This is a genomic window from Myxococcus sp. AS-1-15 (assembly GCF_020037055.1).
In the GTDB taxonomy this organism is placed as follows: Bacteria; Myxococcota; Myxococcia; order Myxococcales; family Myxococcaceae; genus Myxococcus; species Myxococcus fulvus.
Genome location: NZ_JAIQDF010000001.1, coordinates 1,141,640 through 1,154,542 on the forward strand (window position 1 = coordinate 1,141,640; position 12,903 = coordinate 1,154,542).

A 12,903-nucleotide genomic window follows, 5' to 3' on the forward strand; every position below is an offset into this window, starting at 1 on the left:
GTTGGAATGAGGCCAATGGGTTGGCCCGACGAGGGGCGGGTGGCTCGGACGGCCCGCCGGCCGCTCGCCCTTCGGGAGAGGGTGCTCCGTACCCCTCCGACATGTCGCCCTGGGGAGGGCGTATCGCACCCGGGGCCCGGCCATTCCGCTGCGGCTGTCACCGGGTATCAGTGGGGGGCAGGTTCGCGGGGAGTGGTTCGCGCGAGCCCGGAGCGGGGAGGGTGAGGTGGTCCAGTCGGCGGCGGAGCTTGAACAGCCCCCAGAACATGCGGGCCGCGTCGAGCCCGGGGATGACCTTGGAGCCGCCGAAGTCCTCCCAGTCGATGGGGACCTCCAGGCAGCGGGCGCCCTGGCGCTTGAGGAGGGCGAGCAGCTCCACGTCGAGCAGCCAGCGCTCCTCGCGCAGCACGTCGAGGAGCGGGTGCAGCACGCGGGCGCGGATGAGCTTCACGCCACATTGCGTGTCGTAGAAGTGCAGGCCGAAGTTCATGTCCGTCAGCGTGGCGAAGATGCGGCCCTGCAGGTGCCGGCCCAGGTTTCGCACCACGCGGCGGCCGGCCATGAGGATGCGTGAGCCGGCGAGGACATCCACGGCCTGGGCTTCGGGGGCGTCGGACAGGCGGACCAGTCGGAAGAGCTCGTCCGCGCTGATGGCGCCGTCCGCGTCCAGGAACGCGAGCCAGGTGGAGTCAGTGGAGGCATGGCGCCAGCCGAGTCGGATGGCGGAGCCCTTGCCGCCATTGCGAGGCGCGGCGACGTAGGTGAAGCGGTGGTGCGAGCCCGCGGCGGAGAGCCGGGCCTGGGCCTGCTCGACGCTGGCTCGCTGAAGGGTGGCGTGCTCGGGCGCGCTGCCGTCGTCGACGACGAGGAACTCCACCCGCGGCGTCGGCTGCCCGAGGGCGACGTGGGTGAGCGACGCCACGAAGCGAGGCAGGCGCTGCCCCTCGTTGTACGCGGGGATGACGACGCTGATGGACGGAGCTCCCACGCGCCGGTTTGAGCACGGTGGGGCAGGGGCGTCAACGCGAGGGGGGCGGGCGTGTGGGCCGGTACTTCAGGAGGCCCTCCGGACTCCGTGCTTGGGCGAAGCGGGAATCGCAACGGGGTTGCTGTATCGGTCATGGCCTCCGGACGGGCCGTCGCGCGACGCCGATGGAGGCTCCTCGCCCGGTGAGCGAGGTGCACCGGGTTGGCGCGGATGCGGCTTCGAGTCACCCGAGGCGCGCCGTGGCTCCACCGCACCGCGGGGAGTGGCGGGGCCTGGCGCCGCACTGTGTCCTGGCGGCGCCGCTTGGACCGGAGGGCTCGGCGCGCTCTGGGCGCCGCCAGGAGCGCGGTGACATCGCATGGGGCGGCGAGGCTTCGCGCTGCCCCAGGAACCCAATGGAGCGCGGTGCTCTATCGGCGTCGCTTGGGGCGACGGGACTTCGCGCCATCCTTGGGGCGAGCCGACTTGTCGGTCGGTGGCGTCTGCTCCTTCGCCGACGTCACGGTCTCCGTCCTGGTGGTGCGAGGCTTGGGCAGTACCTCCGCGGCATCGCGCGGCGTGCTCCGTGCGCCATGCCCGTCCTGCGACGACGTCGCCTCACGACCCTGTTTCGCTTCGTGACTCCGCGAGGTCGAAGTCCCCTTCTGCTGCATGACCTTGTCCGCGCCTGGCCCCTCGTCGGTGTGCGCCGTTCCGGCGGCGCGCGGAGGCCGTGGAGCAGGCGGCTCGACGCTCGTCGGCGCGTGTGACCCCTGTCTCTCCGTTCTGGACGTGCTCCTCGTCAGCGAGGGGCGTGGCGCCGTTTCCGGAGTACCCGACGTCACTGGGCCTCGCGACTCCTCGACCGGGGTGCTCGCCTGTCGCGCGCGCAGTTGCTCCACCTCGCGGCGCAGTCGGAGGACCTCCGCGGAGAGCTGGGCGTACGAGTCACGCACGTGCCCGTTGAACACGCGCTGCCGTCCCAGGGCCTCGTTGATGAACACCTGGCACGACTTGCGGAACGCCCACTTCGCCACCACGACGAGCTGCCCCACGCCGCCCCGGTGCGTCTGCAGCGGCAGCGCGCGCGTCGCGTCGGCGTTCTCCTCGAGCGCGTGCAGGTTGAACGTCAGCGGCTCCAGCCGGGGCTCCACGCCCTCGGCGGGCACCTCCACCGGCTCGGAGGTGGGCAGCCCGCGCGTTCGCAGGCGCTCCTCGATGCGGGCCAGCAGCTCCCGCGCGGGAATGTCGCGTCCCAGCAGCTTCATCGGTGCTTCTCCTCGAGGATGCGTTGCAGCTCGTCCCGGTAGGTGGCCACCACCTGCGGCCATCCCTGCTTCTTCACGTACGCCAGCCCCTTCGCCCCCAGCGCCTTGCGCGCCTCGCCCACCTCGCGCAGCCCCTGGATGAACGACGCCAGGTCCGTATAGGCGCGCCCCGCGCCGCTGCGCTCCACCTGTCCCACCAGCACGTCCGAGCGCCCGTTCACCAACACCGGCGTGCCTTGCGCGAACGCCTCCAGCGTCAGGAGCGACAGGCTCTCGTAGCGCGACGGCACCACCACCGCCAGCGCTCCGGCCAGCGCGTCGTGCTTGTCCTGCTCGGGGATGCGCCCCAGATATCGCACGCCATCGCCCTCCAGGGACATGTGCGCGTCCCCCGCGAGCACCAGGTCCGGCGCGTCCGCGTACCGGTGCTTCAAGGCCTGATGGAACTCGAGCAGCTCGGGGACACCCTTGCCCGGCTCCTGACGGCCCACGTACAGGAGGTAGTCGCGGTGCACGCCGTGCTTCTGTCGGAAGCGCGCCCCGTCCGCCGAGGGCCGCTCCACGCCCACGCCCACCACGCGTGTCCTCGCGTGGTTCGGGAAGTACTTCTCGATGATGGTCAGCTCCTCCGGCGTCAGGCACAGCAGCGCGCGAGGAAGCTCGAAGACGTCGCGGTACGCATCGAAGCGGATGGGCGCCTCGTCATGCGTGGTGGGCACGAGCAGCGAGCGGTCCGCCACCAGCGGCATGCCCCACACCGTGGGCGCATACAGGTACGTGAAGAACAGGTAGCCGTCATACGCGTCGCGCGTGGAGGCCAGGTGGTGGAGCAGCCCCGGTGCCAGGGGGCCCTGCTCGGCCACCCACTGCTCCTCGCGCAGCCGCTCGTTGCTCTTGTCGAAGAGCTTGCGCGACAGCCCGTTGAAGCCCCGGATGTTGCGCACGCGCGTGACGGGGAAGCGCAGCACATCCACGCCGCGCACCCGGTCCGGTCCCGCGGGGAAGTGATTCTCCCAGGACAGGTGGTTCTTCGCGCACGTGGTCAGCACCGTGAGGTCCCAGTGCGGCGTGAGCCGCTCGGCCACCTGTGCGGCCAGCATCTCCGCGCCGCCCGTCACCTCGCCGTACCGCTGCACCACCACCGCCACCCGGGGCCGCTTCGGCGCCGCCCGACGGACTCGCGGCGCCGGCAGGTAGGGCTCCAGCGCTCGGGACAGCGCGCGCTGCACCGAGGGCGCGGAGAAGTGCTCCAGCCTTCGACGCTGGCCCGCGATGACGGGCTCACGCAGGGAGAGGTCCTCGCTCAGGTCCACCGCCAGCTCCGCGAGGAAGGCGAAGCGCTTCTGGTCGAACGCGATGCCCGCGCCGCCCAGCGTCTCCGGCACCGCGGCGGCGCCGTACGCCAGCACGGGCACGTCCGACGCCATGGCCTCGATGAGCGGAACCCCGAAGCCCTCGTGCTCGCTCATCGACACGAACACGGACGCGGAGCGGTACGCGGCCACCAGCTCCGCGTGGCTCAGCCGCCCCAGGAAGCTCACCCCGCTCAGCCCCTTGGCCTGCTTCTCGAGCGAGCGGAAGTAGCGGCTGCCCGGCTCATAGCCGCCGACCATCAACAGCCGCGCCTGGGGCCGCAGCCGCAATACCTCGCGGTGCAGGGCGATGAGGTCCTCGAAGCGCTTGTGCGGCATCACCCGGCTGACACCGAGCAGCACCGGCCCCGGGCCCGCCAGCCTGCTCAGGAGCTTCGCGTCGGCGCGGTCGGGCCCGAAGCGCTCCGGCTCGATGAGCAGCGGCACCGTGTGGACGTTGCGATAGCCCGCGACGCGCAGCTCCGCGGCGTTGTAGTCCGACACGCCGATGGCCACGTCCACGAAGGGCGCCATGGCGGCCAGCTGCGCGCGTCCGGCGAGCAGCGCGTTCTCCAGCGACAGGCCCGTGTAGAAGCGCGCGGGGCTGATGTTGTGGAAGACGAGCCCCTTGCGACAGGGCAGGTGCATCAGGCGACTGCTCAGCGGCGAGGCGATGCCGTGGTGGTACAGCACCAGGTCATCCGGCGCCGGCTTCAGCTCGGAGGCGGGGCTCGCCAGCCCTTCCAGACCCGCGCCCACCTCGTCGGCGTACAGGCCGCCCCATACGCCCAGTCGGCGCAGGAGGAGCTGGAGGTGCAGCGCGGCCTGCCCGGTGGCGTCGCCGGGCACGAAGCTCGCTATCAACTGGTGGATCGCCATGCGCGCCCTGCCTATCACACGGCCGTGCTATGAGGCGCCCCGTGTCCATCGGCTCCATCGCTTTCGACGCCACGCTCTGGGATGAGCCCACCACCGGCATCGGCCTGTACACCCGCTGTCTCGCTGGCGCGCTCGAGGCCCGAGGCGTCTCGCTGGAGAAGCTGGGCGCGCGCGACTCCGGCGACCATCCGAGGGGCAACGGCGGCCGCACCGCCTGGACGCTCGCCCGGCTGCCCAAGCTGCTCGAGCGCTCGCGGCCCGCGCTCTACCACGCGCTGGGCAACTTCAACCTGCCCCTGACGCGCGTGCCCGGCACCGCCTACGTGCTCACGGTGCTGGACCTGATTCCGCTCATCATGCCGGACACCGTGTCCGCGAAGTTCCGGTGGCAGTTCCGGCTGTGGTTGTCGCGCAGCCTGCTGCTGGCGGACCAGGTGCTGTGCATCAGCGCGCGCACGCGCGATGACCTGCTGGAGCGCTTCCCCGAGGTCGCCTCGCGCGCGGTGGTGGTCCCCATCGGCGTGGACCACGTGAGCGCGCCCGTGCTGGATGCGACGAGCGCGGACTACCTGCGCTCGCTCGCGCTGCCCAGGGACTACGTGCTCTACGCGGGCTCGCTCGATGTCCGCAAGAACGTGGACCTGGTGCTGGATGCGATGGAGCGGCTGCGCGCGCAGGGGCGGCCCGCGTCGCTCGTGCTCGCGGGGCAGAGTTGGTTCGGCTCCGGCCGCGTGGAGTCCCGCATCGCGCGGCTGCGCGCGGAAGGGCACGACATCCGTCCGCTCGGCTATCAGGCCGAGCCCGTGTTCTACGAGCTGATGCGGCGCGCGGCGCTGTTCGTCTTCCCCTCGCGCTACGAGGGCTTCGGCCTGCCTCCGTTGGAGGCGATGCGGTTGGGCACCCCCGCCATCGTCTCGACGGCGGGCTCGCTGCCGGAGGTCTGCGGCGACGCGGCGCTGGCGGTGCGCCCGGACGACGCGGAGGGGCTCGCCGAGTCCATCCACCGGCTCCTGCGCTCCCCCGAGGAGCGGCGGGCCTTCGCGGAGCGGGGCCGCGCGCGGGCCGCGGAGTTCACCTGGAAACGGACGGCCGAGGGGACGCTGGCGGCCTACGAGGCCGCGCTCCGACGCTGAGGCTCGCAAGCGTGTGTCGGGTCGGCGGGCAATCGGGCTCCGCCGAGGAGTCGTGACGGGAGGATGCGGATGCGGAAGCTCATGTGGAGTGGCCTCGTGTTGAGCGGTCTTCTCATCGGCTGTGCGAGCAAGTCCACGCGGCAGGAGCCCGCGGAGCCGGCGGTGCCCCAGGACGCGGTGGCCATTCCGGAGACGGAGACGCCCGCGGAAGAGGGGGCGTCCCCGGCGAATCGGACCGACGCCACGCCGCTCGTGGTGAAGGCGGACCCTCAGCCCCAGGACCCCATCAACATCGAGAACGCGAAGCTCGAAGGCAACGTGCTGACGCTCAACGTCGCGCACGGGGGCGGCTGCGCCGAGCACACGTACGAGCTGGCCTGGGACGGGCAGCTCCAGTCGAAGGCCGGGGCCACGCCGGTGGCGAACCTGGTCCTGATTCACGATGGCCATGGGGACCGCTGCAAGGCCATGAAGTTCGCCGAGCTCCGCTTCGACGTGAGCCCCATCGCCCAGGCGCAGTCCGGCCAGAGCAACACGCGCGGCACGGTGGACCTGTCGCTGCTCGGCGTGTCCGCGCCCGTGCCGTACTCGTTCTGAGCGGGAGCGCCGGCCTGATGCGCGTGGACGCGACATGAAGCTCACCGAGGCCCTGGCGCTGTTGGAGCGCTGCTTCGGCGGCGTGGCGGAAGGCGCGCCCCGGCTCGTCGAGGCCGAGGACGCGCGCTTCGTCGAGCGTCCGAGCGCGGTGTGGCTGGAGTATCGCTGGTACGTGTCCCAGCGCGGCCTCGCCGAGGTGTTCCTCAAGTCGGAGCGGGTGCCCGTCGAGGTCCGCGCCGACGCGGAGGCCACGGTGATTCGGGTGCACCTGCTCGGCGTCGCGGACGGGCTGGCGGAGCGCGCGGCGGGGCTGCTCGTGGGCGGGCGGCCCGCGCCCGAGCGCCTCATGGGTCTGTTCGACGACGACGGCCTGCGCCGCGAGTGTGTCGCGTTCGCGCGCACGAGCGTCACGGTGGAGCACTGGGACACGCCGGGCCCGCGCAAGCTGCTGGACGAGGCCCGCTTCCACGCGCTCGCGGAGCGACTGAGGGACACCGCTTCGACACCGGAGGAGCGACACGAGTCGGTGCAGCGTCTCGCCGACGAGCGCAGCCCTCGCGTGGTGGAGGAACTGCTCGGACTGCTCTCGCGTCAGCCCTCGTTGATGGCGCTGCGCGTGTTGTCCGAGTGGGGCGAGGCGCGCGCCAGGGCTCCGTTGAGAGCGGCCCTGGACGCGGTGCGCTCCGACAATCCCGCGGACCTGTGGACCCTCACCGCCCTGGACAGGCGGCTGGAGGCCTGGGCCCATGTGGAGCGCTAGCGAGCCACCACACCCTGCGCGATGAGGTCATCCCTCAGGCGCGTCAGCACCTTGCCCAGCAGGTTCAGCCCACGCCACTGGGACGGGTCCATGATGCGCGCGTCATCCATGCCGAGCCCCACGCCCCAGATGCGGTCCATGGGACTGGCCTCCACCAGCTCCGTGCCCTGGCTCGCGAGCAGCACCTCCAGCAGCGCGGCATTCTGCGTGAACTTCGCGCGGTTGCCCTCGTAGATGATGCGCTCGCGCTCCTTCACCCACGTCTCCTCCACGAAGCCGCGCACCTTGCGGCCCAGCGCCTTCTGCGACTTGGGAGACGCGGACGCCATGATGCGCGCGAGCATCTCTTCATCCGCGAAGAGGCGCGCCTTGCCCGCCATCATGTACTGCTCCATGCAGTTGTAGCGGGCCCCCTCCACCAGGAACTCACAGGGATGCCACTGCGAGAACGGGGACTCCTGGGTCCAGAAGAAGGTGAACCTGTCCTGCCGCCGCGTGCCTGCCATGCCGAGCCTCCTGGTTCGTGTTGGTTTTACACCAACGACCAGGGGCCCGGCATCCTGACAGGCGTCTCGGGGAGGACTCAGGCGCGCTGGGCGCCGGGCACCTTGGGACCGAGCACGTCGCGCAGCGCGTCCGTCACGGTCAGCTTGGGCGCCCAACCCAGCGCGCGCAGCTTGTCGGGCGAGCCGACGAGGCTGGGGATGTCGGAGGGGCGCAGGCGCGCCGGATCCAACTCGATGCGCGCGTCCACGCCGGCCAGCAGGAGCATCTCCTCCAGCAGGCTGCGGATGGTGCGGCCCTCGCCGGAGCAGATGTTGTACGCCTGCCCGGGCTCGCCCTTGTCGAGCAGCAGCCGGTAGGCCTCCACCACGTCACGCACGTGCGAGAAGTCCCGCACCGCGTCCAGGTTGCCCGTGCGCAGCACCGGGTCCACCGTGCCCAGGCCGATGGCGCGAATCTGCGAGGCGAACGAGGGCACGACGAAGGTCGGGTCCTGCCCCGCGCCCAGGTGATTGAAGGGCCGGGCCATCATCACCTCCAGCCCGTAGCTGCGGTGGAACTGCACGCCGGCCAGCTCCGCCGCGGACTTGGAGGCCGCGTAGGGGCTCAGCGGCACGGCGGGCGTGCTCTCGGGGGCGCGCGTGCCCTCCGGCACCGGGCCGTACACCTCGCCCGAGCCCACGAGCACCACGCGCGTCTTCGGCGCGTTCTCGCGCAGCGCCGTCAGGAGGTTCACCACCCCCATCGTGTTCACCGCGAACACGCGCGAGGGGTTGTGGTGGCTCTTGGCCACCGAGCTGAAGCCGGCCAGGTGGATGACGCCTTCGGGCCGGGCCTCGGCGACGGCCGCTTTCACGGCGGCCTCGTTGGCCACGTCGAAATGCAGGGCGCTGCTGCTCACACCCTCGCCGCGGGGCCCGTGGGCCTCCACCACCTCATCGCCGCAGGCGCGCAACAGCGCGCACAGATGCCTGCCGACGAACCCATCCGCTCCCGTGACGAGAATGCGCATCTACCGCTGCCCCGCCTTCACGCGCTCCAGGTCCGCGTCCACCATCATCTCCACCAGCTGCTTGAAGCGCACCTTGGGCTCCCAGCCCAGCTCCTTCTTGGCCTTGGCCGGGTCACCGATGAGCAGGTCCACCTCGGCCGGGCGCACGAAGGCCGGGTCGATGAAGACGTGCTTCTGCCAGTCCAGGCCCACGCGCGCGAAGGCGATCTCCACCAGCTCCCGCACCGTGTGCGTCTCGTTGGTGGCCACCACGTAGTCGGCCGGCTTCTCCTGCTGGAGCATCAGCCACATGGCCTCCACGTAGTCACCCGCGAAGCCCCAGTCGCGCTTGGCGTCCAGGTTGCCCATGGGCAGCTTCTCCTGGAGGCCGTGCTTGATGCGCGCCACGTTGTACGTGACCTTGCGCGTGACGAACTCCAGGCCCCGGCGCGGCGACTCGTGGTTGAAGAGGATGCCGCTGACCGCGAACAGGCCGAACGACTCGCGGTAGTTCACGGTGATGTGGTGGCCGTACGCCTTGGCCACGCCGTACGGGCTGCGCGGGTAGAAGGGCGTGTCCTCCGTCTGGGGGACCTCCAGCACCTTGCCGAACATCTCGCTCGAGGACGCCTGGTAGAAGCGCACCTGCGGGCGCGTGTGGCGGATGGCCTCCAGCATCTTCGTCACGCCCAGCGCGGTGAACTCACCGGTGAGCACCGGCTGGTTCCAGCTGGTGGGCACGAACGACTGCGCCGCCAGGTTGTAGACCTCGTCCGGCTTGACCAGGTTCAGCAGCGCCGCGAGCGAGAACTGGTCCAGCAGGTCACCCTGGTGGAGCTGGATCTTCCCGTGCAGGTGCTGGATGCGCTCGAACTTCTCCTCGGAGGAGCGGCGCACCATTCCGTGCACCTCGTAGCCCTTCGAAAGGAGCAGCTCCGCCAGATAGCTGCCGTCCTGCCCCGTGATGCCCGTAATGAGTGCGCGCTTGGTCGCCATGGTCTTTTCGCTGTTGGCTGGAAGACGCACTTTGTACTCGACACGGTTGGCCGGAGCCAACCGTTCCCGAAGCCTTCGCACTTGAAAGGCATCCTCCGCGTGCGAAGTTACGGCGGACCCACCTGCCTGGAGCCCGGTCATGCGTCACCCTCTCATCCTCGCCCTGGCGGCGTTCCTCAGTGGAGCGGCCGCCTCCGCCCAACCCGTGCGGGTGTCCCCTGTCCGTCAGACGACGCCGGACCCCGGGGCCAGCGGGGCGAACCTGCGCGACGTCGCCATCTGGGTGGGCAGCGCGGACGGGGGCACCGACAGCCTGCTCTTGACGGCGTATGACAATGCCAACTCCGGCCTCTTCACCTTCGGGTTGGATGGTCAACAGGTGGAGTCGGACTTCGATGGGCCCACGCTGGGCATCTCCCTGCGTGACGGCTTCCGTCTGGGCAACGACACCCTGTCGCTCGCGGTGACGGCGAACAGCGTCAACGGGTTGTCGGCCTACCGGGTGGATGGGCGGCGGGCGACGAACAAGGTGGAGCGCATCAACGTGGCGCCGCTCGTCAACAACAGCACGCAGTTCAACAGCGTGGCGCTCTATCGCAGCCCCTCCTCCGGTCGGTTCTATGTGTTCGCGGGCAACCCGTCCGGTTCGCTCCTGCAGTTCGAATTGTCCGGTGAGGACGGCGGGATGTCGGCCACGCTGGCGCGCGACGCGCTGGATGTGGGCGGCGCCATCACCGGGCTCGTGGCGGACGAGGAGCTGGGCTACGTGTACGTGGTCCAGTCCGGCGTGGCCATCTGGCGCTACAACGCGGAGCCCGACGGGGGGACCAGCCGCACCGAGGTGGCCTCGCTGACGGGCACGGGCCGCAACCTGTCGGGCTCCGTCAGCCGGCTCGCGCTCTACCGTGGCGCCAATGCGCAGGGCTACCTGCTGGCGGCGGACACGACCTCCAACTCGTTCGGCGTGCTGGACCGCCGCACGTACGCGTTCCTGGGCTCGTTCCAGATGGTGGCGGGGGATGGCGGCATCGGCGCGGTGGAGTCGCCGTTCGCGCTGGCCGTGTCCGCGCAGCCGGTGGGTCCCGAGTTCCTCGATGGCCTGTTCGTCGCGCAGGACTCCGACAACAGCAACCAGCAGAACCTGAAGCTGGTGGGTTGGGACAAGGTGGCGCAGGCCTTCACGCCGCCCTTGCGCATCGACACGCGTCCCTCGCAGGGGGACGGCGGCACGGATGGCGGCTCCGACGCGGGCTCGGACGGCGGTGGAGGTGGGGGCGGTGGGCCCGGGCCTGGCATCCCGGGAGGGGGTGGCTTCCCCGAGGCGGACGACGGGTCGGGTTGCTCGTGCGCCACCGCGTCGGTGCCTGGCAGCGTGGTGCTCGGGCTGCTGGCCCTGGGTCTGTCGGTGCGTCGTCGCCGCGAGCGCTGAAGCGCGGTTGAATCACGGCGCGCGGCGGGGTGAAGTGCGGACGCTCATGCGTTCACCGCGTCCCTTCCTCGTCGCGCTCGCGACCTGTGCCGCCGCCTGCGCCGGCACGCCCGCCACCCCGACGCCCGCCGCGTCCCCGGCCGAGCCCGTGCGGCTCACCCTGGTGGGCCTCAACGACTTCCATGGCAACGTGGAGCCGCACCGCACGCGGCTCTCCGACGGGCGCGTGGTGGAGGAGGGCGGCGCGGCCACCCTCGCCGCGTACGTCGCCCGACTGCGCGCGGACAATCCGGGCGGCGTGCTGCTGCTGGATGGTGGCGACCTCTTCCAGGGGACGCTGGCCTCCAACCTCACCGAGGGCGCCGTGGTGGTGGACGTCTACAACCACCTGGGCTTCACCGCGGCGGCCATCGGCAACCACGAGTTCGACTACGGCCCGGTGGGCGCCTCGCCCATGGCGCTGACTCCGGGAGAGGATCCGCTCGGCGCGCTGAAGGCCCGGGTGAAGCAGGCGCGCTTCCCCATGCTGTCCGCCAATCTCCGCGACGCGGCCACGGGCAGGACGCCCGCGTGGCTCGGCAACGACGGCACGCACCTGCTCACCGTGAAGGGCGTGCGCGTGGGCGTGCTGGGGCTCACCACGGAGTCCACGCCGAGCGTCACCAACCCCGCCAACGTCGGCTCACTGCGCTTTCTGCCCCTGGCGTCCTCGGCGCTGGAGGCGTCGCGCTCCCTGCGCGCGCGCGGCGCCGACGTGGTGGTGGCGGTGGCGCACGCGGGCGGGCACTGCCCGGACCTGTCGAACCCGCGCGACACGTCGAGCTGCGAGCGCGGCGACGCGGAGATTGTCGACATGCTGGCCGCGCTGCCACCGGGCACGCTGGACGCGGTGGTCGCGGGGCACACGCACCAGGTGATGGGCCACTTCATCCAGGGCGTGCCCGTCATCGAGACGACGGGGCTGGCGCGCTCGGTGGGCGTGGTGGAGCTGTTCGTCGACCCCGTCCGCCGACGCGTGGAGCCGTCGCTCACCCGCATCCAGGCGGCGATTCCCCTGTGCTCGCAGGTGGACGCGGTCCATGGGGACTGTGATGGCCGGCGGCTGCGCGAGCGCGCCGAGGTGACGCTGGTGCCGTCGAGGTTCCTGGGCGCCGAGGTGCGCCCGGATTCGGACGTGGAGGCGCTGCTCGCGCCCACGCTGGCGCAGGTGGACGCGGCGCAGCGGCGGCAAGCGGGTGTGTCCTGTGCGTCGCCGCTGGCCCGGGGCTTCACGGAGGAGGGAGCGCTGGGCAACGTCGTCGCGGACGCGCTGCGCGAGGCGGTGGGCGCGGACGCCGCGGTGATGAACCCCGGTGGCATCCGCGCGGACCTGCCGGGTGGGGTGCTGTCCTTCGGCCACGTCTACCAGGCGCTGCCCTTCGACAACACGGTGGCGGTGCTGACGCTCACCGGCGCGGAGCTGGAGCTCCTCTTGAAGCTGGCGCACGGCGTGGACCGGGGCGCGGTGTTCGCGGTGTCCGGGCTGGAGCTGACGCTGGCGCGCTGCCCGGGGCCGGGGCGGCTCCTGTCCGTCACGCTGGAGGGCGGAAAACCCCTGGTCGCCGAGAAGCGCTACCGGGTGGCGGTGCCGGACTTCCTCGCGCGGGGTGGGGACGGGGTGGAGGGCGTGACGCGGCCGCTGCCTCCCGAGCGCGCGGAGCTGGCCCCGTTCCAGGGAATGGACCTGCGCGAGGCGTTGATCGCCTACGGCCGCTCCCACGGGGGTGTCCTGCCCACGCCCACTCTGGGGCGGGTGCGCTACAGCGGTGTCGCGGAGGCGTGTCCCACCGCCTCGCGTTGAGGGAGCCAGGGCTGAAAATTCGCCCGGGGGTTGATCCGCTGGGAGTGAACGGGGCCGTCCAACCCTTGGAAACTTCGATGAAAACGCTCCCGGGCCGAATTTTCGGCCTGGGATCAGTTTTCAACGGAGGGAAGGCACCTTACTCTATGGCTCGCGAGTGCCCGTGCCGAGGTGGCCCCATCAGGGA

Annotated in this window: 11 protein-coding genes; 5 read left to right on the forward strand and 6 right to left on the reverse strand. The window is 71.3% G+C overall.

From position 1 onward, the window contains the following. Window positions 1-157: 157 nt before the first annotated feature. The 3 genes from K8625_RS04695 to K8625_RS04705 all read right to left on the reverse strand — a co-directional run bounded on the left by K8625_RS04695 (window position 158) and on the right by K8625_RS04705 (window position 4,466). Window positions 158-988, reverse strand: coding sequence for a glycosyltransferase (locus K8625_RS04695; RefSeq protein WP_141328194.1), 831 nt, complete (start codon window positions 986-988; stop codon window positions 158-160). 410 nt (window positions 989-1,398) lie between these two features. Then, window positions 1,399-2,235 carry a hypothetical protein gene (locus tag K8625_RS04700; RefSeq protein ID WP_223745368.1) on the reverse strand — a complete coding sequence of 279 codons (837 nt, stop codon included), beginning with the start codon at window positions 2,233-2,235 and terminating at the stop codon, window positions 1,399-1,401. Next, the gene (locus K8625_RS04705; protein WP_223745369.1) at window positions 2,232-4,466 is read right to left on the reverse strand and encodes a glycosyltransferase family 4 protein; all 2,235 of its coding nucleotides are present in this window, start codon (window positions 4,464-4,466) and stop codon (window positions 2,232-2,234) included. Before K8625_RS04705 ends, K8625_RS04700 begins: the two co-directional genes overlap by 4 nt. A 29-nt stretch (window positions 4,467-4,495) precedes the next feature. Here K8625_RS04705 and K8625_RS04710 point away from each other — a divergent pair, with 29 nt between their 5' ends. The 3 genes from K8625_RS04710 (at window position 4,496) to K8625_RS04720 (ending at window position 6,956) form a co-directional block, all read left to right on the forward strand. Then, window positions 4,496-5,599, forward strand: a complete 1,104-nt coding sequence (locus K8625_RS04710; RefSeq protein ID WP_223781949.1) for a glycosyltransferase family 1 protein — start codon at window positions 4,496-4,498, stop codon at window positions 5,597-5,599. 69 nt (window positions 5,600-5,668) lie between these two features. Then, on the forward strand, window positions 5,669-6,196 hold the full coding sequence (locus K8625_RS04715) for a hypothetical protein (RefSeq protein ID WP_223745371.1): 528 nt from the start codon (window positions 5,669-5,671) through the stop codon (window positions 6,194-6,196). Window positions 6,197-6,230: 34 nt separating this feature from the next. Continuing rightward, window positions 6,231-6,956, forward strand: coding sequence for a hypothetical protein (locus K8625_RS04720; RefSeq protein WP_223745372.1), 726 nt, complete (start codon window positions 6,231-6,233; stop codon window positions 6,954-6,956). Here K8625_RS04720 and K8625_RS04725 read toward each other — a convergent pair. The 3 genes from K8625_RS04725 to gmd form a co-directional block, all read right to left on the reverse strand. Continuing rightward, window positions 6,953-7,462: an NADAR family protein gene (locus K8625_RS04725; protein ID WP_223745373.1), complete on the reverse strand. Its 510-nt coding sequence runs from the start codon at window positions 7,460-7,462 to the stop codon at window positions 6,953-6,955. The genes K8625_RS04720 and K8625_RS04725 overlap by 4 nt on opposite strands. Before the next feature lie 77 nt (window positions 7,463-7,539). Continuing rightward, on the reverse strand, window positions 7,540-8,472 hold the full coding sequence (locus K8625_RS04730; protein ID WP_223745374.1) for a GDP-mannose 4,6-dehydratase: 933 nt from the start codon (window positions 8,470-8,472) through the stop codon (window positions 7,540-7,542). Further along, on the reverse strand, window positions 8,473-9,447 hold the full coding sequence (gene gmd, locus K8625_RS04735) for a GDP-mannose 4,6-dehydratase (protein WP_223745375.1): 975 nt from the start codon (window positions 9,445-9,447) through the stop codon (window positions 8,473-8,475). A 139-nt stretch (window positions 9,448-9,586) separates the two neighbouring features. On the opposite strand from gmd, the gene K8625_RS04740 reads away from it, so the two are divergent. Together K8625_RS04740 and K8625_RS04745 are read left to right on the forward strand one after the other, a co-directional pair. After that, complete coding sequence (locus tag K8625_RS04740; RefSeq protein ID WP_223781950.1) at window positions 9,587-10,876, forward strand: myxosortase-dependent phytase-like phosphatase; 1,290 nt, start codon at window positions 9,587-9,589, stop codon at window positions 10,874-10,876. A gap of 46 nt (window positions 10,877-10,922) precedes the next feature. After that, the gene (locus K8625_RS04745; RefSeq protein WP_223781951.1) at window positions 10,923-12,716 is read left to right on the forward strand and encodes a bifunctional UDP-sugar hydrolase/5'-nucleotidase; all 1,794 of its coding nucleotides are present in this window, start codon (window positions 10,923-10,925) and stop codon (window positions 12,714-12,716) included. Window positions 12,717-12,903: the final 187 nt, after the last annotated feature.

What these genes read in the sequence shown, in the direction of transcription:
- K8625_RS04700 (WP_223745368.1), bottom strand. Translation starts at nt 2,235, where the DNA reads ATGAAGCTGCTGGGACGCGACATTCCCGCGCGGGAGCTGCTGGCCCGC.
- K8625_RS04745 (WP_223781951.1), top strand. Translation starts at nt 10,923, where the DNA reads ATGCGTTCACCGCGTCCCTTCCTCGTCGCGCTCGCGACCTGTGCCGCC.
- K8625_RS04725 (WP_223745373.1), bottom strand. Translation starts at nt 7,462, where the DNA reads ATGGCAGGCACGCGGCGGCAGGACAGGTTCACCTTCTTCTGGACCCAG.
- K8625_RS04720 (WP_223745372.1), top strand. Translation starts at nt 6,231, where the DNA reads ATGAAGCTCACCGAGGCCCTGGCGCTGTTGGAGCGCTGCTTCGGCGGC.
- K8625_RS04705 (WP_223745369.1), bottom strand. Translation starts at nt 4,466, where the DNA reads ATGGCGATCCACCAGTTGATAGCGAGCTTCGTGCCCGGCGACGCCACC.
- gmd (WP_223745375.1), bottom strand. Translation starts at nt 9,447, where the DNA reads ATGGCGACCAAGCGCGCACTCATTACGGGCATCACGGGGCAGGACGGC.
- K8625_RS04715 (WP_223745371.1), top strand. Translation starts at nt 5,669, where the DNA reads ATGCGGAAGCTCATGTGGAGTGGCCTCGTGTTGAGCGGTCTTCTCATC.
- K8625_RS04740 (WP_223781950.1), top strand. Translation starts at nt 9,587, where the DNA reads ATGCGTCACCCTCTCATCCTCGCCCTGGCGGCGTTCCTCAGTGGAGCG.
- K8625_RS04730 (WP_223745374.1), bottom strand. Translation starts at nt 8,472, where the DNA reads ATGCGCATTCTCGTCACGGGAGCGGATGGGTTCGTCGGCAGGCATCTG.
- K8625_RS04710 (WP_223781949.1), top strand. Translation starts at nt 4,496, where the DNA reads ATGAGGCGCCCCGTGTCCATCGGCTCCATCGCTTTCGACGCCACGCTC.